The 18,411-nt window shown below is 60.4% G+C and carries 15 protein-coding genes; 9 read left to right on the top strand and 6 right to left on the bottom strand.

The genetic code is table 11. The features are described from left to right. Positions 1-35: 35 nt before the first annotated feature. The 4 genes from NXC24_RS16825 to NXC24_RS16810 all read right to left on the bottom strand — a co-directional run bounded on the left by NXC24_RS16825 (position 36) and on the right by NXC24_RS16810 (position 4,476). Positions 36-1,808 (bottom strand): SLC13 family permease, encoded by a 1,773-nt coding sequence (locus NXC24_RS16825; RefSeq protein ID WP_104824335.1) that lies wholly within the window; start codon positions 1,806-1,808, stop codon positions 36-38. A gap of 165 nt (positions 1,809-1,973) precedes the next feature. Next, positions 1,974-2,717, bottom strand: a complete 744-nt coding sequence (locus NXC24_RS16820) for a TerC family protein (protein WP_104824334.1) — start codon at positions 2,715-2,717, stop codon at positions 1,974-1,976. Between the two features lie 133 nt (positions 2,718-2,850). Next, positions 2,851-3,690, bottom strand: a complete 840-nt coding sequence (locus tag NXC24_RS16815) for a GyrI-like domain-containing protein (RefSeq protein WP_104824333.1) — start codon at positions 3,688-3,690, stop codon at positions 2,851-2,853. Between the two features lie 105 nt (positions 3,691-3,795). Beyond that, positions 3,796-4,476 (bottom strand): TetR/AcrR family transcriptional regulator, encoded by a 681-nt coding sequence (locus NXC24_RS16810; protein ID WP_104824332.1) that lies wholly within the window; start codon positions 4,474-4,476, stop codon positions 3,796-3,798. A gap of 160 nt (positions 4,477-4,636) precedes the next feature. Between NXC24_RS16810 and NXC24_RS16805 the strand changes: the two genes are divergently transcribed. The 5 genes from NXC24_RS16805 (at position 4,637) to xylA (ending at position 11,638) form a co-directional block, all read left to right on the top strand. Then, on the top strand, positions 4,637-5,869 hold the full coding sequence (locus tag NXC24_RS16805) for an HlyD family secretion protein (protein WP_104824331.1): 1,233 nt from the start codon (positions 4,637-4,639) through the stop codon (positions 5,867-5,869). 78 nt (positions 5,870-5,947) lie between these two features. Next, positions 5,948-7,483 (top strand): DHA2 family efflux MFS transporter permease subunit, encoded by a 1,536-nt coding sequence (locus tag NXC24_RS16800; protein ID WP_245463993.1) that lies wholly within the window; start codon positions 5,948-5,950, stop codon positions 7,481-7,483. A 158-nt stretch (positions 7,484-7,641) separates the two neighbouring features. Beyond that, positions 7,642-8,667 (top strand): LacI family DNA-binding transcriptional regulator, encoded by a 1,026-nt coding sequence (locus NXC24_RS16795; RefSeq protein WP_104824329.1) that lies wholly within the window; start codon positions 7,642-7,644, stop codon positions 8,665-8,667. A gap of 39 nt (positions 8,668-8,706) precedes the next feature. Continuing rightward, on the top strand, positions 8,707-10,164 hold the full coding sequence (xylB, locus tag NXC24_RS16790; protein WP_104824328.1) for a xylulokinase: 1,458 nt from the start codon (positions 8,707-8,709) through the stop codon (positions 10,162-10,164). A gap of 163 nt (positions 10,165-10,327) precedes the next feature. Beyond that, positions 10,328-11,638 (top strand): xylose isomerase, encoded by a 1,311-nt coding sequence (gene xylA / locus NXC24_RS16785; RefSeq protein WP_104824327.1) that lies wholly within the window; start codon positions 10,328-10,330, stop codon positions 11,636-11,638. Between the two features lie 39 nt (positions 11,639-11,677). On the opposite strand, the gene NXC24_RS16780 is transcribed toward xylA, so the two are convergent. Both NXC24_RS16780 and NXC24_RS16775 read right to left on the bottom strand, forming a co-directional pair. Further along, the gene (locus NXC24_RS16780; protein WP_104824326.1) at positions 11,678-12,034 is read right to left on the bottom strand and encodes a VOC family protein; all 357 of its coding nucleotides are present in this window, start codon (positions 12,032-12,034) and stop codon (positions 11,678-11,680) included. Positions 12,035-12,044: 10 nt separating this feature from the next. After that, on the bottom strand, positions 12,045-13,070 hold the full coding sequence (locus tag NXC24_RS16775; RefSeq protein ID WP_104824325.1) for a LacI family DNA-binding transcriptional regulator: 1,026 nt from the start codon (positions 13,068-13,070) through the stop codon (positions 12,045-12,047). A 166-nt stretch (positions 13,071-13,236) separates the two neighbouring features. Here NXC24_RS16775 and NXC24_RS16770 point away from each other — a divergent pair, with 166 nt between their 5' ends. The 4 genes from NXC24_RS16770 to NXC24_RS16755 all read left to right on the top strand — a co-directional run bounded on the left by NXC24_RS16770 (position 13,237) and on the right by NXC24_RS16755 (position 18,162). Then, the gene (locus NXC24_RS16770) at positions 13,237-14,760 is read left to right on the top strand and encodes a sugar ABC transporter ATP-binding protein (RefSeq protein WP_104824324.1); all 1,524 of its coding nucleotides are present in this window, start codon (positions 13,237-13,239) and stop codon (positions 14,758-14,760) included. Between the two features lie 61 nt (positions 14,761-14,821). Next, the gene (locus NXC24_RS16765; RefSeq protein WP_104824323.1) at positions 14,822-15,838 is read left to right on the top strand and encodes an ABC transporter permease; all 1,017 of its coding nucleotides are present in this window, start codon (positions 14,822-14,824) and stop codon (positions 15,836-15,838) included. Between the two features lie 62 nt (positions 15,839-15,900). Beyond that, positions 15,901-16,848, top strand: coding sequence for a substrate-binding domain-containing protein (locus NXC24_RS16760; RefSeq protein ID WP_104824322.1), 948 nt, complete (start codon positions 15,901-15,903; stop codon positions 16,846-16,848). A gap of 261 nt (positions 16,849-17,109) precedes the next feature. Beyond that, positions 17,110-18,162 carry a sugar phosphate isomerase/epimerase gene (locus NXC24_RS16755; RefSeq protein ID WP_104824321.1) on the top strand — a complete coding sequence of 351 codons (1,053 nt, stop codon included), beginning with the start codon at positions 17,110-17,112 and terminating at the stop codon, positions 18,160-18,162. Positions 18,163-18,411 lie beyond the last annotated feature (249 nt).

Genomic DNA, 18,411 nt, shown 5'->3' with positions numbered 1-18,411 from the left:
GGCCATATTCAACGGATAACGTCAAGGGAAACTGCTCAGCTCACCGGCCAGACATAAAGCAGGGCTGGCACGCTCACGATGATAATGATGAACGATAATGGCAGCCCGAGACGTGGATAATCGCTGAATTTGTAGCCGCCGGGTCCCATCACGAGGGTGTTGCACTGATGACCGATAGGCGTCAGGAAATCGCAGCCGGCGCCGACCGCCACCGCCATCAGAAACGCCTCGGGGCGGTAACCCAACGTCTGCGCAAAGCTGATGGTGATTGGCGCCATGACGAGCACCGTGGCGGCGTTGTTGAGGAAAGGTGTTACCGCCATGGCAGTGACCAGGATCAGTGCAAGCGCGCCATAGGGTGGCAACTGAGTGGCGAAGTGCCCGAGCCAGTGGGCAATCAGCTCGCTGCCACCAGTTGTGCGAAGCGTATCCGAGACCGGGATCAATGCTGCAAGCATCACGAGGATTGGCCCGTCGACGGCTTTGTAGACGTCGGCCAATGGAATGACCCGAAAAAGCAACATGGCGAGAGCGGCGGCAAAGAAGCCAACCGATACAGGCGCCAGGCCGGTGGCGGTCGTCCCCATGGCTGCGACGAGGATCAGAAGCGGTATGTAGGCACGCCGCCTCGTCCCGAGCATGATCTCCCGTTTGGCCAGCGGCAGGCAGCCATTTTCCTGCAGGAAGGCCGGCATGGCGTTGCGGCTGCCCTGCAAGACCACGACATCGCCTGCCTGCAACGAAATGCCAGCGAGCCTTTCGCCGAGGCGCTCACCCTTGCGGCTGACCGCCAGCAGGTTGATACCGCGGGTGTGAAACAGCGAAAGATCGCGGGCCGATACGCCGACCAGGCTGGAATCCTGCGCGATGACAGCCTCGACCGCGATGATGTCGCCGTCCTCCTTATGCACCTCGGCCATCGGCTTGCCGGAAAGCTTCAGGCTGGCGCCGGAAACGACTAGGTCCAGAGCCTTTGGGCCGCCCTCCAGCAGGATAGTGTCCCCGGCCTGGAGCATGACGTCGGGAACCGGTGAAAGGCGTAGATCGCCGCGCAGGATCGCGGTTGCCACAACTTCTCCATCACCGTTGCGAAGAACTTCGTGCAGAGGTTTGCCAACGGCACCCGAGCCTTCGGGGACCGACGCCTCGGAAAAATAGGCTTCAATGTCCAGTGCGTCTTCCAGCGAGGGATTCTTGTGGCTGCGTTCAGGTACGAGGCGATGGAAGAAAATCAGGAAGAGAACACCGACCAAGGTCAGGAGTGCGCCGACAGGCGTGAAGTCGAACATGGAGAAGGGCGTTCCGCTGATCTCCTGCCGCAGCCGCGACACCACGATGTTCGGCGAGGTGCCGATTTGCGTCATCAGGCCGCCCAGAAGCGCGGCGAAGCTCATCGGCATCAGATAGCGCGAGGGTGAAACGCCCGTCTTTTTCGAAAACTGAAAGGCAACCGGCATCATGATCGCCAAAGCGCCGATGTTCTTGATGAAAGCCGACAGCACCGCAACCACGATCGTCAGCAGTGCGAGCTGCGTATGGGGGGATTCAAGCTTCGGAAAGAAGCGCCGTATGGCAGAATCGATTATGCCTGATCGGGCGACACCGGCGCTCACCACTAGCGCGCTGCCGACGATGATGACGATATCATCACTGAAGCCGGAAAAAGCATTCTCGGCAGGGACGAGGCCCAGCGCTACAGCGAGAACGAGTACCGAGCACGCTACAATATCGTAGCGGATCCTACCCCAGATGAAGGCGGCCATCATCAGGGCAATAACACCAAATGCAAGTGCTTGCTGAGTGGACATGCCGCTCCGATGATATTGTTGCCAAGGATCCAAGGCCGGATCGTGACGCCAGCTTTTGCCGATACATATCGCCGAGATGAATCAATGCAGGTTTCGCTGCAAAGTTCCGCCGACGCAAAGCCCGCCGGCGACAGGCGGGCCTACATATAGTCATGGCCGATGGTTTCAGTGCCCGCCGGCAGCTCTTTTCCGCCGGTTCCGGGCCAGCATGTTCAGCACCTCGACCGCAGCGGAGAAGGCCATTGCGGCGTAGACGTAGCCCTTGGGAACATGGAAGCCCATGCCTTCGGCAATCAGCGTCGTGCCGATCATCAGCAGGAAGGCCAGCGCCAGCATGACGATGGTCGGGTTCTTCTCGATGAAGTTGGCAAGCGGCGTTGCGGCCACCAGCATGACGGTGACTGCGGCGATGACGGCGATGAACATGATCGGCAGATGCGGCGTCATGCCGACGGCGGTGATGATGCTGTCGATCGAAAAGACGAGATCGAGCAGCAGAATCTGGCCGATGGCCGAGGCAAAGCCGGTCGTCGTGGATTTGGCGATGAAATCCTCGCCATGTTCCAGCGGATCGACATTGTGATGGATTTCCTTGGTCGCCTTCCAGACCAGGAACAGGCCACCGCCGATCAGGATCATATCCTTCCAGGAGAAGCCCTGGCCGAAGACTTCGAAGACCGGTTCCGTCAATTGCACGATCCAGGCGACGGTGCCGAGCAGGGCAAGGCGCATGACCAAGGCAAGGCCGATGCCGATCTTGCGTGCTTTTTCCCGGTGCTCGACCGGCAGCTTGTTGGTCAGGATCGAGATGAAGATGAGGTTGTCGATACCGAGGACCACCTCCATGACGACGAGCGTGACAAGCGCGATCCATGCGCTCGGATCCTGCACCAAGCCAACAATGTCCATTGATGATTTTCCTCTGGTCAGCGTCTGCCGACGCTGACCCCCAGCTCCGGCTCCTCAATGATGGTCGCTTATGTAAGGAGCGAAATCGCAGGTGCAAGCGCCACGACTATTTTCGCGGCACGCGCGCATATTTCTATGCCTTGAGAGGAATCCAGATCTCCGTTACGCCGGTGCCGGTGCGGGGATCGAAACGGTCGTCGTAACGCTCCATCGTGTCGGGCACGCCGGCGTGCTCCTGGCCGGATTGCGGCAGCCAGTCACCGAAGATCTGATGCACGGTGGCGGAGATGCCGGAAATATGGCCGCGATGGGTAAAGACGGCATAGCGCTGCTGCGGCAGTTTCAAGGTCGTAAAACCCTCCGGCAGATCGTCGACCGCGCTAACCTCGGCGGCGGCGATATAGCGGAAGGTTTCGCTCTCGTCTTCGGCGAGGATGCAGACGCCATAGGCGACATTGCCGACCTGGCCGGGAATATGGCCGAAATGCTGGTTGAATTTCTGCCAAAGCGAGGGAATCCCTTGCGTGGCTTCATAGGCATAGGTTTCCGCAAGGCCGGCGAACAGCATTGCGGGGAGGGTCTCGAAACGCGGCGCGTCGAGTTTGGGAAGGCGGGTGTCGTCCATTCTGATAGGCTCCAGCAAAACAAGGTTTCGGGCGTGCCCCTGTTTGCGCAAGCTGTCCGGCGTCATGCCGAATTGCTCGCGGAAGGCACGGGTGAAAGCCTCATGCGAGCCGTAGCCCGCATCGAGGGCAACCTCGAGAATGGTCGATGAGCTGTTGATCAGCGCAAGAGCCGCCCCGCTAAGGCGTCGGCCCCTGATGTACCCGCTGATCGAATGGCCGGTGGTGAGCCCGAAGACGCGCGACAGATGATAGCGCGACAGGCCGGCCGTATCGGCAATTTCGTCCAGCGAGATGTCCGACGAGAAATGGCTTTCGATGAACCATATCGCTCTTCCGATCGCGCTCATGTTCGATTCCCTGGTTGCCCGCCCATTGTTAGGCGCCGACCGGCTATCGGGTTTGATCGCGATTGCGGGATTGGGGTCAGATATCCGCTGGCTATCGGCAGGCGGTCAGGCCTGATCTTTCCGATTGATACCATAAGCAGCCATGAAAACGCGAACGGCGCCGCGCACAACATAGTCGATCTCCTCTTTCGAGGGCGGGAAATCCATGTCGCCGAACAGTCTCAGCTTGAAGTAGCTGCCGCTGGCCATGTCGAGGAAATGACGGGCTGCCATATCGAAGTCCTCGATGCGGAGATGACCGGCCGCAACCTGACGTTCGAGGAAACCGCGCAGAACAGTGCGCAGGTTTTCCGGGCCGGTGAAGAAGCGTTGACAGAGGGAGGGCATGCGTTCGCGCACACCGATGATGGTGCGCATGGCGCTGATGGTCTTGTCCGATGTGACGTGGGTGACGAACACCATGCCGAATTCATAGAGATTGGTGGCGACGTCGGTATCGTCGGCAAGCGCTGTGCGCACGGTCTCGACGAAATGCGCACGTTCGCTGTCCACCATGGCAGCGAACAAATCTTCCTTGTTGGCGAAATAGACGTAGAGCGTGCCCTTGGAGACGCCTGCTTCGCGCGTGACGTCGTTCATGCTCGCGGCATCGAACCCCATTTTCATGAAGACACGCTTGGCGCCATCCAAAATTTGCTGGCGCTTGACTGGGTCTTCTCCAGCGGCCCAACGCCCCCCGGATGCGGGTGCGTTCAAGACGGCGGTATTTTGCGGTTCGTGTTTCATCGTCTCCTTCGCGATCACTTTTTCAGAATCTTAATCAGATTCGTTAATTAAATCGAACCGGGTGGTTCGATATGACTTGATATGGAATGAAAAACGATCTATGTCAACTGAACTGAACCGTACGGTTCGATTATTTAGTCAGATTTCCGGTGGTAGGGCAATGTCGTCAAGTCATAGTAACAATGTAGCGCGCATCGTTGATGATTCCGCTGACGTCGAAGTGGAAGCACGGAATGCCGGTGCAACCGCTGAGGCTCCTGCCACGGAAAAGCCTAACAGCCCGCCCCCCGCCCAGGCTGCGCCTGCTCACCCGGTCCAAGCGGCCCCACCGCCGACCGAGAAGAAGCGGCGCAGCCTGGCACTGCCCATCATCGCCGTTCTGGTGCTCGTTGGCGGCGGTTGGTACGGCTATGACTGGTGGACGAACGGCCGCTTCCTGGTGTCGACCGATGACGCCTATATCGAAGGTGACATCGCGACCATCCAGCCGAAAGTGACGGGCTATGTCGCCAAGGTGAACGTCGTCGCTAACCAGCAGGTCAAGGCGGGCGATGTGCTCGCCACGCTCGACGACGGCGACTACAAGCTGGCGCTTGAACAGGCCCAGGCATCGCTCGATACCGAGCAGCTTTCACTGCACACCATCGATGCGCAGATCGCCGCCGGCCAGGCTGCTCTTGCCCAGTCGCAGGCTCAAAAGGTTGCTCTGGAAGCGACGGTACGCGGCGCGCAGATCACCCAGACACGCGCTGCCGAACTTCAGTCGAAGTCCGTCGGCACCACTGCGTCGCTGGACAGCGCCAATATCGCTCTCGACCAGGCCAAGGCCAATCTCGTCGGCGGCGATGCCGCCATCGCGTCGGCTCAGGCCAATATCAACCTGCTGCAGGCGCAGCGTCGCCAGGCCGAAAGCACGATCAAGGGCCTGGAGGCCGCTCGCGACAAGGCCGCCCGCGATCTCTCCTTTACAGTGTTGAAGGCGCCTTATGACGGCATTGTCGGCAATCGTTCGGTTCAGGAAGGCGATCTCGTTTCGCCTGGCCAGAAGCTGATGGCACTGGTTCCGACCCGCCAGCTCTATATCGACGCCAACTTCAAGGAAACGCAGATCCAGCATCTGGTTGCCGGTTCCAAGGTGAACGTCCATGTCGATGCCTATAGCGATCATCCGATCGTCGGTACGGTAACGTCGATCTCACCGGCCTCTGGTTCGGTCTTCTCGCTGTTGCCGCCGGAAAATGCGACGGGCAATTTCACCAAGGTGGTCCAGCGCGTGCCGGTTCGTATCGCACTGCCGCAGGACGCGCTCGACAGCGGTCGTCTGCGCGCTGGTCTGAGTGTCGTCGTCGATGTCGATACGCGCACTGCGCCTGATCGGGTGGCCAGCAACTAAGTTCGGAGAGCGCCGATGGCCTCGACAGCAGCGACCGTAGGTTCGACAGCCGGTCCCGTCGTCCCAGCGGCGGACCACATGGACCCCCGCAAACTCATCGCTTTCTTTGCGATGGTGCTCGGCATGTTCATGTCGATCCTCGACATTCAGGTCGTTTCCGCCTCCCTCAGCGAAATCCAGGCCGGCCTTAGCGCCGGCTCGGATGAAATTCCGTGGGTCCAGACAGCCTATCTGATCGCTGAAGTCATCATGATCCCGCTTTCGGGAACGCTGGCCCGCATCATCTCGACACGATATCTTTTCGCGGCTTCCGCTGCCGGCTTCACCATTGCCAGCGGTCTTTGTGCGACGGCGACGAACATCGATCAGATGATCGTCTATCGTGCGCTGCAGGGCTTTATCGGCGGCGGCATGATCCCGTCGGTTTTCGCGGCGGCCTTCACCATTTTCCCGCCGTCAAAGCGCAACATCGTGTCGCCGATTATCGGTTTGATCGCAACACTTGCGCCGACCATCGGCCCGACGGTCGGTGGCTATCTCAGCCACGCATTTTCCTGGCACTGGCTGTTCCTCGTCAACATTGGGCCTGGCATCATCGTCACCATTGTCACCTGGAATTTCATCGACTTCGATAAGCCAGAGCTGTCGTTGATGAAGAAATTCGACTGGTGGGGATTGTTCTCCATGGCGCTGTTTCTCGGCGCGCTGGAATATGTGCTTGAAGAAGGCAACACCAACGACTGGTTCAACGACGACTATATCGTGATTGCCGCGATTGCTTCGGCGATCGGCGCGCTCATCTTCTTTTACCGGGCCTTCACTGTCGATTTTCCTGTCGTCGATCTGAAGGCCTTCGGCAATAAGAACTTCGCGTTTGGTTCGATGTTCTCCTTCGTCATGGGCATCGGGCTTTATGGTCTGACCTATATCTATCCGGTCTATCTCAGCCGTATCCGTGGGTATGATTCGCTGATGATCGGCGAAACGATGTTCGTCTCTGGCCTGGCGATGTTCTTCACTGCGCCTCTCGCCGGTATTCTTTCCGGCAAGATGGATCTTCGGCTCATGATGATCATCGGCTTCTGCAGTTTCGCGACCGGCACGTGGATCATGACGGGCTTGACGACGGACTGGGATTTCTGGGAGCTCTTCATCCCGCAGATTCTTCGCGGTTTCGGGCTGATGTTGTGCATGGTGCCGATCAATAACATCGCGCTCGGAACGATGCCTCCCGCCCGCATGCGCGGTGCTTCCGGGCTGTTTAACCTGACCCGCAATCTCGGCGGCGCCGTCGGGCTCGCCATCATCAATACGGTGCTTAGCACCCGTCAGGACGCCCATTACATGCATCTGCGCGATCATGTTCATTGGGGTAGCCCCGCCGCCGTCGATAAGCTCAATAATATGACCGCCAATTTCACCGCTAACGGTCTGGATGGCCCGCAGGCAGCGTTGCGGCAGTTGGTCAACATGGCGGAGCAGCAGGCGGTCATCATGTCCTTCGGCGATGTCTTCCTGATGTTGACCGTATTGTTCCTTGCGATGATTTTTGGCGTATTGATGCTGAGCAAGCCGAACGCCCCACCGAGAGGCGCGGGCGGCGGCGGCCACTAGGCTTAACCGTTTCCTTCCTATCTTCCTGTAATTGAAAGGCTTCTCTGATCGAGAGGCCTTTTTTCTTTTGTGCTTGTCGACAGGGAATTTCAGGTTTCAAAAGTTTTTGATTTACGTACATCAGAAATCGCAGTAAAGGATTTCGCCAGGAGGAGCCGATGAGACCCACCGTTTACGACATCGCCGCTGCTGCGGGCGTCAGCCTCGCGACCGTGGATCGCGTGCTGAACCGGCGCCCGGGCGTGCGTCTCGTGACGCGCGAGAAGGTGGAAGCGGCAATTCGCGACATCGGCTATGTCCGCGACGTGGCGGCAGCCAATCTTGCCAAGGGCCGCGTCTATCCGCTCGTCTTCATCCTGCCGACCGGCGACAATTCCTTCATGAACGGGCTCTATGCCGAGGTGCGTCAGGCGATGATGCGCTCGACCTTCGATCGCACCGAGATTCGCATCGTCGAGGTGCCCGCCTTCGACGCGCCGGCGCTGGTTGCCGCGCTAGACGCGCTGCAGGGACTGAATCTCGCCGGCGTGGCTTTGGTGGCGACCGATGCGCCGGAGGTCCGCGCCGCCGTCGACCGACTGGTGGCGGCACGAATTCCTGTAGTCACGCTCGTTTCCGATCTCACCGACTCCACCCGGCACCACTATGCTGGCGTCGACAATATTGCTGCGGGCCGGACGGCTGCCCGGCTGCTCGGCCGTTTTCTCGGCGGGCAGAAAGGCGATGTCACCGTTCTCGCCGGCTCCATGTTGGTGCGCGACCATCGGGAGCGTCTGGAAGGATTTTCCTCCGTCATGGCGGAGGAATTTCCGCAACTGCGCCTGCTGCCGGTGCTGGAAGGCCGCGACGATCCGGAAATCGCCAACACGCTCGTCTCGGAAACGCTTTCCGGCAGCAACAGCATCATCGGCGTCTATAGTCTCGGCGCCGGCAATCGCGGTCTGCTCAGGGCGCTGAAGGAGACAGGGCAGGGGCGCGGGCTGACGGTCGTCGTCCACGAATTGACGGAACATACACGCGCAGCGCTGCAGGAGGGCACCATCGATGCCGTTCTCAACCAGGACGCCGGCCATGAGGTGCGCAGTGCCATCCGCGTCATGAAGGCGACGGCGGACGGCCAGGATGTCATCGCCGGCCAGGAGCGCATCCGCCTCGACATTTTCTTGAAGGACAATCTGCCCTGATCATCAAAATCTGCGGCAGAGCATAGGGAGTTACATCTGATGTATTTGGGTCTTGATCTCGGAACGTCCGGCGTCAAAGCGATGCTGATCGACGGCAACCAGAAGATCATCGGATCGGCCAATGGCGGGCTCGACGTGTCGCGGCCGCATCCGGGCTGGTCGGAACAGGAGCCGGCGCACTGGGTTCGTGCCACCGAGGAGGCGGTTGCTGGCCTGAAGGCAGCGCACCCGAAGGAGCTGGCTGCCGTGCGCGGCATCGGTCTGTCCGGCCAGATGCATGGCGCGACGCTGCTCGATGCGGATGACAAGGTTCTGCGTCCCTGCATCCTCTGGAACGACACGCGCAGCTATCAGGAAGCCGCCGCCCTCGATGCCGATCCGCGCTTTCGCGCCTTGACCGGCAATATCGTTTTCCCCGGCTTCACCGCGCCGAAGCTCGCCTGGGTCGCCAAGCATGAGCCTGACATTTTCGCCAAAGTGCGCTGGGTGCTGCTTCCGAAGGATTATCTGCGCCTGTGGCTGACGGGCGAGCACATGTCGGAAATGTCCGACTCCGCCGGCACGTCCTGGCTGGATACCGGCAAGCGCAAGTGGTCTTCCGAGCTGCTCGCCGCTACCAATCTTGATGAAAAGCAGATGCCGACGCTGGTGGAAGGCACCGAAGTCGCCGGCAAGCTGCGCGGCGAGCTGGCATCGAAGTGGGGTATCGCCGGCGACGTCGTCGTGGCCGGCGGGGCAGGGGACAATGCCGCCTCGGCCTGCGGCATGGGCACGGTCAGCCATGGCGCCGCCTTTGTCTCGCTCGGTACTTCCGGCGTGCTCTTTGCTGCCAACGGCTCCTACCTGCCGAAGCCGGAAAGCGCCGTTCATGCCTTCTGCCATGCGCTGCCGAACACATGGCATCAGATGGGCGTCATCCTGTCGGCGACCGATGCGTTGAACTGGCATTCGAATGTCACCGGCAAATCCGCCGCCGAACTGACCAGCGAATTGGGGGATGCGCTGAAGGCACCGTCTGGCGTCACCTTCCTTCCCTATCTTTCCGGCGAACGCACCCCGCATAATGATGCGATCATCCGTGGTGCTTTCATCGGTCTCGGCCATGAGAGCAGCCGTGCCGTCCTCACCCAGGCGGTGCTCGAAGGCGTCACCTTTGCCATTCGCGACAATCTCGAAGCGCTGCGCTCGGCGGGAACCGATATCGCCCGCGTTACCGCCATCGGCGGCGGCTCGCGTTCGCGCTACTGGCTGGCTTCGATCGCGACGGCGCTCGGCGTTCCCGTCGATTTGCCGGCCGACGGCGATTTCGGAGCCGCTTTTGGCGCTGCCCGTCTCGGCCTGATCGCGGCAACCGGCGCCGATCCGGTCGCGGTCTGCACGCCGCCGGAAACCGCCGGCACGATCGAACCGGTCATAGCGCTGGGCGGTGCTTACGAGGATGCCTACAAGCGTTACCGCGCGCTTTATCCGGCGATCAAGTCGCTGAGCGCCGGCTAATACTCCTCACCCTGCCCTCTCCCCGAGGGGAGAGGGTGAGATCGAGCTTGCTGCAGCCACCCATACCTTCTCCCCGGCAGGGAGAAGGTGGCCCGAAGGGTCGGATGAGGGCGCGCTACCAGCGACGAAACAATATCGAATACCAAACCCAAGGAGATGAGTTATGGGCACCGGATTTTTTGGTGACATCAAGAAAGTGAAGTACGAAGGGCCTGAGAGCACCAACCCGCTGGCCTTTCGCCACTACAACAAGGATGAAGTGGTTCTTGGCAAGCGCATGGAAGACCATCTGCGTTTTGCCGTTGCCTACTGGCACACCTTCACCTGGCCGGGCGGCGACCCCTTCGGCGGCCAGACCTTTCTGCGCCCCTGGTTCCAGGACACGATGGAAGCGGCCAAGCTGAAGGCTGACGTCGCCTTCGAATTCTTCACCCTGCTCGGCTCGCCCTACTACTGCTTCCATGACGCCGACGTGCGTCCGGAAGGCAAGAATTTCGCCGAGAACACCAGGAACCTCAACGAGATCGTCGATTACTTCGCCGAGAAGCAGGCCGAGACGGGCGTCAAGCTGTTGTGGGGCACGGCGAACCTGTTCTCCAACCGCCGCTTCATGTCAGGTGCCGCCACCAACCCGGATCCGGATGTCTTTGCTTTCTCGGCTGCGACCGTGAAGACCTGCATGGACGCAACGCACAAACTCGGCGGTGAAAACTACGTTCTCTGGGGCGGCCGCGAAGGCTACGAAACCCTTCTCAACACCGACCTGAAGCGTGAGCTGGACCAGATGGGCCGCTTCCTCAACCTTGTGGTCGAGTACAAGCACAAGATCGGCTTCAAGGGCACGATCCTGATCGAGCCGAAGCCGCAGGAGCCGACCAAGCATCAGTATGATTACGACGTCGCGACCGTCTACGGCTTCCTGAAGAAGAATGGCCTTGAAAACGAAGTGAAGGTCAACATCGAGCAGGGCCATGCGATCCTTGCCGGCCATTCCTTCGAGCACGAACTGGCGCTTGCCAACGCGCTCGGCATCTTCGGCTCAATCGACATGAACCGCAACGACTACCAGTCCGGTTGGGACACCGACCAGTTCCCGAACAATGTTCCGGAAATGTCGCTCGCATACTACCACGTGCTGGCAGGCGGCGGCTTCAAGACCGGCGGCACCAACTTCGACGCCAAGCTGCGCCGTCAGTCGCTCGATCCGGAAGATCTGATCATCGGTCACATCGGCGGCATGGATTGCTGCGCCCGTGGCCTCAAGGCCGCTGCCAAGATGATCGAGGACAAGGCGCTCTCCAAGCCGCTCGCCGACCGTTACGCCGGTTGGGATTCGGCTGAAGGCCAGAAGCTGCTGCGCGGCGAATATTCGCTCGATCAGATCGCTCAATGGGTCGAGAGCAAGGACATCAATCCGCAGCCGAAGTCCGGCAAGCAGGAACTGCTGGAAAACATCGTCAATCGTTACGTTTGATCGACAAAACCGGGAGGCGGTGGTTCATCGCCTCCCAGATTATCGCCGGAAGGCGCGGCTGGAAATGGATATGGAATTTCCGCAGGGGTCCTTGGCGTTGGCGTACGCATAGCCGTCGGCCTGGTGCAAGGGGCCGAACTCAAGTCCGTTGCCGGCACATTTGGCGCGAAAGGCTTCCACATCCTCGACGTCGAAGACCAGCTTTACCAGCACCTGGCCCATTTTCTGTGCTTTTCCTGCCGGATGGATCATCAGATTGGCGCCGCCGTCCGGTGCCAGCAGCTCGACAATTCGATCGCCGTCCTGCCGCAGCGGTTTGAACCCAAAATGCTTCTCGTAAAAGCTGATCGTCGCGTCCACGTCGCGGGCATAAAGGACGAGTCTGCCGAGCGGCACGGCTATGTCCTTATCGCCGGGCGCGGGACGGCGCCGAGACCGAGTTGCGCACCACCAAATCCGGCCGCAGCAAGATTTCCGTCTCAGCCGGCTGGCCGTCCGACAACAGCTCAATCAGGAGCGACATTGCATGCTTGCCGATGGCGGTTCGCGGCTGCCGGATCGTCGTCAACGAGGGTGACATGAAAACGGCCTGCGGCACATCGTCGAAGCCGGTCACCGAAAAATCCCCGGGAATGTCGTAGCCGCGCGCTTTCAGCCCGATCATCACGCCAATGGCCGTCTGATCGTTGACACACATGAAGGCAGTCGGCAGCGTGTCGCGCATGAAAAGCTGCTCGACGGCCAGCCTGCCGCTCTCGATGGTGCCGTCGCCCTCGAATACGATACGAAGGTCGGGACTGACGTTGGCGGCATCCAGTCCAGCCTCGTAGCCCATGCGGCGCCGGCTATAGGCGAGGCGGGTGCGCGAATCGCCGATGAATGCAATCTTGCGATGACCCTCGGCAATCAGAAGGTCGACCGCCTTGCGCGCTCCGGCGATATCGTCCACGCCGACATAGGGAATGCCGCCGTTGAAGACCGGCTCGAAGACGCCGACGCTCGGCGGAAGCCGCGCCGTCATCGTCTGGTGTCCGAAGGGCAGGATACCGGTGAACAGGATCAAGCCCGCCGCCTGGTTGGAATTCAGGAACTTCAGATATTCCAGCCCGCGTTGCGCATCGTTCTGCGTGTGGCCGATCAGGACGCCGTAGCCGTGCGAGCGCGCCTCATTTTCCAACCCGATAAGAATGTTGGAGAAATTAGGATCGCCGATATCGGGTGCGACGACGAGGATCATGTTCGATCGACCGAGCCGCAGGCTGCGCGCCATGGCATTGGTGGTATAACCGGTGATCGCGATCGCCTGATTGACCTTCAGCCGCGTCGAGTTCGCGACCTTTTCAGGCATATGAATTGCCCGCGAGACCGTAGCGATCGAAACATTGGCAATGCGGGCGACGTCTTCGATGGTTGCGGGCGTGGAATTAGACACTGCGCTCTGCCTTGGGTCTCGTCTCGGACCGGACACTACACAGACTTCCGCGGAGATCAAAGGCGACCGCGTAAAATTGTGCGACATGCAATGATGTAAACCTTTACACAGAGTATGTAAAGGTTTACACAACATGGAAGTGGTGTGGGGCCACAGGGAGGAAATAATGAGTTCGGAGACCGTCGACGGCGCGGTGGTGCTGTCCGCGAGGCGAATTTCCAAGTCCTTCAGCGGCGTGCAGGTGCTGTTCAGCGTCAATTTCGATCTTCGGGCCGGCGAAATCCATGCGCTCATGGGGGAGAACGGCGCCGGCAAGTCGACGCTCGTGAAAGTCCTCTCCGGTTTCGAGCAGCCAAGCTCCGGCGAGATCCTGCTTGACGGTGAGCCGGTGAAGCTGCCGCCCAACGGTGGCGCCGAAGCGCTCGGCATTGTCATCATCCACCAGGAATTCAATCTAGCCGAACATCTGACTGTGACCGAAAGCCTGTTTCTCGGTCGCGAAGTCACGCGTTTTGGTGTGCTTGATCGCAAATATATGCGCGCCGAAACGCGGCGTGTCCTCGATCTCCTCGGTTCGCATGTCGACGAGAATGCGCTGATCGGCACGCTTTCCATCGCCGACAAGCAGATGGTGGAGATCGCCAAGGCGATCAGCCGGGATGCGAGGATCGTCTTCATGGACGAGCCGACCGCCGTCTTGTCTCGGGAGGAGACCAACTTCCTGTTCAAGCAGGTGCGCAAGCTTAGGGACCAGGGAACAAGCTTCGTGTTCGTGTCGCACAAGCTCGACGAAGTCATGGAGCTGACGGACCGCGTCACGGTCCTGCGCGACGGCCAGTGGGTGAAGACATCGCAAACCTCGCTGCTCGACGGCGAATCGATTGCCCAGTTGATGGTCGGGCGTGAGCTTTCCAGCCTCTATCCGGCCAAGAACGAGCCGGATGTCGACGAGAAAGTCGTGCTCAGTGTCAGCTCGCTTTCGACCGGCTACGTTCACGATGCGAGCTTCGAGCTGCGCAAGGGCGAGATATTGGGCTTTTCCGGTATGATCGGCTCGGGCCGGACGGAGCTGATGGAAGCGATCGTCGGCCTGCGCTCACGCGCCGCCGGTGAGGTCGTTGCCAATGGCCAAACGGTGCCGCCGCATGACGTGCATGCGGCCATCGATGCCGGGCTTGCCTATATGACCAAGGACCGGAAGTCCAAGGGTCTCCTTCTGAATTCCGGCATGGCCGTCAACCTGACCCTCCAATCCTTGGATCGGCACGGCAAGTTCGGTTATCTCAGCGCCTCCAGCGAGGCCAGTGCGCTGACGCGGGCGCGCCGGCGCTTCGACATCCGGGTTCGCGACGGAAATATCGTTGCCGGCCGCATGTCCGGCGGCAATCAGCAGAAATTGCTTCTGGCCAAGGTCATGGAAACCGACCCGCAGATCATCATCATCGACGAGCCGACACGCGGTATCGATGTCGGCACGAAGCAGCAGATCTATCACTTCATTTCGGCACTGGCCCGCGATGGCCATTCGATCATCGTGGTCTCCTCGGAAATGCCCGAGGTCATCGGGCTGTGCACGCGGATCGCGGTGATGCGCGAGGGCCGGATCGTCGGCATGCTTGAAGGCGACGAGATCTCCGAGCAGGAAATCATGCGTTATGCGGCGGGCCTGAAGAAAAAGACCGCTGCCTGAACGGGCAGCAGAGGCAGGGCGAATTCCCAGCAGTCATTGGGATGGGAGGTTGGTTTTGGTTATGAGCGTGGGCGAAGACAGCAGCGGCAAGACCGGTCGGCGAGGGCGTTCCTGGCGTGATGTCGATCTCAGGGCCGTGGCACCGTTTGCAGCGCTGGTGCTGCTTCTGATCGTAGGCGCACTGGTCAACCCGAACTTCATCGGCATTACCAATCTCACCAATGTCGCGACGCGATGCGCCTATATTGCGATTATCGCGGTCGGTGCCACCTTCGTCATCTCGGCGGGCGATCTCGATCTGTCCGTTGGCGCTATGGTCGCCTTCGTCGCAAGCCTGATGATCCTCTTGATGAACTCCGGTGTCATCGCCGATCCTGGCCTGATGTTGGCGGCGGCCGTGTTGTTCTCGATCGTCGCCGGCCTCCTGTGCGGCTTGGCCAATGGTCTGATCACGACCATGGGTAAGATTGAGCCGTTCATTGCGACGCTTGGCACGATGGGTGTCTACCGAGGCTTGACGACTTGGCTGTCGCAGGGCGGCGCGATCACCTTGCGCCCGGCGAACCTGCAGGCGCTGTACAAGCCCGCTTATTACGGCTCCGTGCTCGGTGTGCCGGTGCCGATCGTCGTCATCATTGTCGTTACCTGCATCGCGGCCTTCATTCTTTATCGCACCCGTTACGGGCGGCATGTCATCGCCGTCGGCTCCAGCCGCGACGTTGCGCGTTATTCCGGCGTGGCGGTCAATCGCGTGCGCACCATCGCCTTCGTCATCCAGGGCCTGTGTGTGGCGATCGCCGTGCTTCTCTACGTGCCGCGGCTTGGTTCGACATCGGCGACGACGGGTAGCTTGTGGGAGCTGCAGGCAATCACGGCCGTCGTCGTCGGCGGCACGGCGCTGAAGGGCGGCGCGGGCAGGGTATGGGGTACCGTTTGCGGAGCCTTCATCCTCGAGCTGGTCGGCAACATCATGCTGCTTTCCAATTTCATCAGCGAGTATTTGCTCAGCGCTATCCAGGGCGCGATCATCATCATCGCCATGCTCGTCCAGCGCTCGCTTGCTCGCAAACAGCAATAACCGGGTCTAAGGGGCGCCCGGTCATTAGGACAATGCCCTGTTTCTATCTGGGAGGATGAAATATGCGTAAAAGACTATTTGGTCTGGCCGTCGCGCTGGTGGCTCTGGCCAGTGCGGTTCATGCCGAGGACAAAAAGGTCACCATCGGCGTTTCCATTCCGGCGGCGGACCATGGCTGGACCTCCGGCGTCGTCTTCCATGCCGAACGCGTCGCCAAACTCTTGATGGCCGAACATCCGGGGCTGAATGTCATTGTCAAGACCTCGCCCGACGCCGCAAGCCAGGCAAATGCGGTACAGGACCTTGAGACTCAGGGCATCGACGCTCTCGTGATCCTGCCGTCGGATCCAGATCCGCTGGTCAATGCGATCAAGGAAGTCAAGGACAAGGGCAAGTTCGTTGCTCTCGTCGACCGCGCGCCGAGCAACAACGACAATTCCGTCCGCGACCTCTATGTTGCGGGCAACAATCCTGCTCTCGGCCAGACGGCGGGCGAGTATATCAAGGCCAATACACCGAATGCTCAGGTCGTCGTCATCCGTGGTCTGCCGATCCCGATCGACCAGCAGCGTCAGGACGGTTTCGACAAGGGCATTGCCGGCTCCAACGTCAAGGTTCTCGACCGGCAGTACGGCAACTGGAACCGCGACGACGCCTTCAAGGTCATGCAGGATTATCTGACGAAGTTCCCGAAGATCGATGTCGTCTGGTGCCAGGATGACGATATGGCTGTCGGCGTGCTGCAGGCGATCGACCAGGCCAAGCGTACCGACATCCAGTACATTATCGCCGGCGCTGGTTCCAAGGACATGGTCAAGAAGGTCATGGACGGCGACAAGCTGATCCCGGTCGATGTGCTCTATCCGCCGGCAATGGTCGGGACGGCCATGGAACTGACGGCCGCCAACTTCTACGATCAGGTTCCGGTTCGCGGCAACTATATCCTGGACGCGACCTTGGTCACCAAGGACAATGCCAAGGATTTCTACTTCCCCGACTCGCCGTTCTGATCGGCACGGATTCCGACAGAGGCGCCCGCCGGTTCCGGCGGGCGCTTTTTAAATGTTCCGCCGCTTCGTTTCGCGGCCCGAGGAAATTTTGCGGCACGTACCTCTTGCCGTCGGCGACTGGCCATGATTAGGTCGCAAGGCATTCGACTTTCATCCTGACGACCCTATTGTTTTTTGAGGTTACGGCGTCCCGGCCGCCTCGGATATGGGCCGGAAAGGCATCGGAAACGTTTACAGAACGCAATTAGGGAGGAATTACGCATGAAGACGATCAAGGGTCCAGGCCTGTTTCTTGGCCAGTTCGCCGGTGACGCGGCGCCGTTCAACTCGTGGGATTCGATCACGAAATGGGCTGCCGACGCCGGCTATGTCGGCGTGCAGGTGCCGACCTGGGCAGGCCAGCTCATCGACCTGAAGAAGGCGGCCTCCTCCAAGGACTATTGCGACGAATTCGCCGGCGTCGCCCGCGCCAACGGTGTCGAAGTCACCGAGCTCTCCACCCATCTGCAGGGCCAGCTCGTCGCCGTGCATCCGGCCTATGACGAGGCTTTCGACGGCTTTGCAGCGCCGGAAGTGCGGGGCAATCCCAAGGCTCGCCAGGAATGGGCGGTCGAGCAGGTGAAGATGGCGCTGTCGGCTTCCAAGCATCTCGGCATCAAGGCGCATGCGACCTTCTCCGGCGCGCTCGCCTGGCCGTTCCTCTATCCCTGGCCGCAGCGTCCGGCCGGGCTGGTCGAAACCGCCTTCGACGAACTCGCCCGCCGCTGGACGCCGATCCTCGACCATGCCGATTCCTGCGGCGTCGATGTCGCCTACGAAATCCATCCCGGTGAAGACCTGCATGACGGCGTCACCTTCGAGATGTTCCTGGAACGCGTCGGCAACCATCCGCGTGCCAACATGCTCTACGACCCATCGCACTATGTCCTGCAGTGCCTCGACTATCTCGACCACCTCGACATCTACAAGGACCGCATCAAGATGTTCCACGTCAAGGATGCGGAGTTCAATCCGACCGGACGTCAGGGCGTCTATGGCGGCTATCAGAGCTGGGTCAACCGCGCTGGCCGCTTCCGTTCACCGGGCGATGGCCAAGTCGATTTCGGCTCGATCTTCTCGAAGCTGACCGCCAATGATTTCGACGGCTGGGCCGTGGTCGAGTGGGAATGCTGCCTCAAGCATCCGGAAGACGGCGCACGCGAAGGTGCCGAATTCGTCAAGTCGCACATCATCCGCGTCACCGAAAAGGCGTTCGACGACTTTGCCGGCAGCGGCACGGATCAGGCGGCCAACCGGCGCATGCTGGGGCTTTAGAGCCAGGTCCCTTCTCCCCGTCCTGAGCTTGTCGAAGGGGCGGGGAAGGTGGAGGCCACCTCGTCCTTCGAGGCTTCACTCCTTCGCAAGGCTCAGGAGGCTCCGCACCTCAGGATGAAGGTGGAGCGGGCTTTGGCGAATTTTCATAGGAGCCATCCGTGGCATCAATGGATGGAGGAGCGCGGGTTTCGGCGCAAAAGATCAGCCTCACCCTGAGGTGGCCCGCAGGGCCCTCGAAGGGCGAGGCGG

Origin of the sequence: Rhizobium sp. NXC24 (assembly GCF_002944315.1) — a bacterium.
GTDB lineage: Bacteria > Pseudomonadota > Alphaproteobacteria > Rhizobiales > Rhizobiaceae > Rhizobium.
Note: the sequence above shows the minus strand (reverse complement) of the source record. Positions and strands in the feature narration are given on the sequence as shown.

Coding starts and splice junctions, on each gene's coding strand:
- NXC24_RS16760 (WP_104824322.1), top strand. CDS start 15,901: ATGCGTAAAAGACTATTTGGTCTGGCCGTCGCGCTGGTGGCTCTGGCC.
- NXC24_RS16825 (WP_104824335.1), bottom strand. CDS start 1,808: ATGTCCACTCAGCAAGCACTTGCATTTGGTGTTATTGCCCTGATGATG.
- xylB (WP_104824328.1), top strand. CDS start 8,707: ATGTATTTGGGTCTTGATCTCGGAACGTCCGGCGTCAAAGCGATGCTG.
- NXC24_RS16795 (WP_104824329.1), top strand. CDS start 7,642: ATGAGACCCACCGTTTACGACATCGCCGCTGCTGCGGGCGTCAGCCTC.
- NXC24_RS16820 (WP_104824334.1), bottom strand. CDS start 2,717: ATGGACATTGTTGGCTTGGTGCAGGATCCGAGCGCATGGATCGCGCTT.
- xylA (WP_104824327.1), top strand. CDS start 10,328: ATGGGCACCGGATTTTTTGGTGACATCAAGAAAGTGAAGTACGAAGGG.
- NXC24_RS16765 (WP_104824323.1), top strand. CDS start 14,822: ATGAGCGTGGGCGAAGACAGCAGCGGCAAGACCGGTCGGCGAGGGCGT.
- NXC24_RS16770 (WP_104824324.1), top strand. CDS start 13,237: ATGAGTTCGGAGACCGTCGACGGCGCGGTGGTGCTGTCCGCGAGGCGA.
- NXC24_RS16810 (WP_104824332.1), bottom strand. CDS start 4,476: ATGAAACACGAACCGCAAAATACCGCCGTCTTGAACGCACCCGCATCC.
- NXC24_RS16805 (WP_104824331.1), top strand. CDS start 4,637: ATGTCGTCAAGTCATAGTAACAATGTAGCGCGCATCGTTGATGATTCC.
- NXC24_RS16815 (WP_104824333.1), bottom strand. CDS start 3,690: ATGAGCGCGATCGGAAGAGCGATATGGTTCATCGAAAGCCATTTCTCG.
- NXC24_RS16755 (WP_104824321.1), top strand. CDS start 17,110: ATGAAGACGATCAAGGGTCCAGGCCTGTTTCTTGGCCAGTTCGCCGGT.
- NXC24_RS16800 (WP_245463993.1), top strand. CDS start 5,948: ATGGACCCCCGCAAACTCATCGCTTTCTTTGCGATGGTGCTCGGCATG.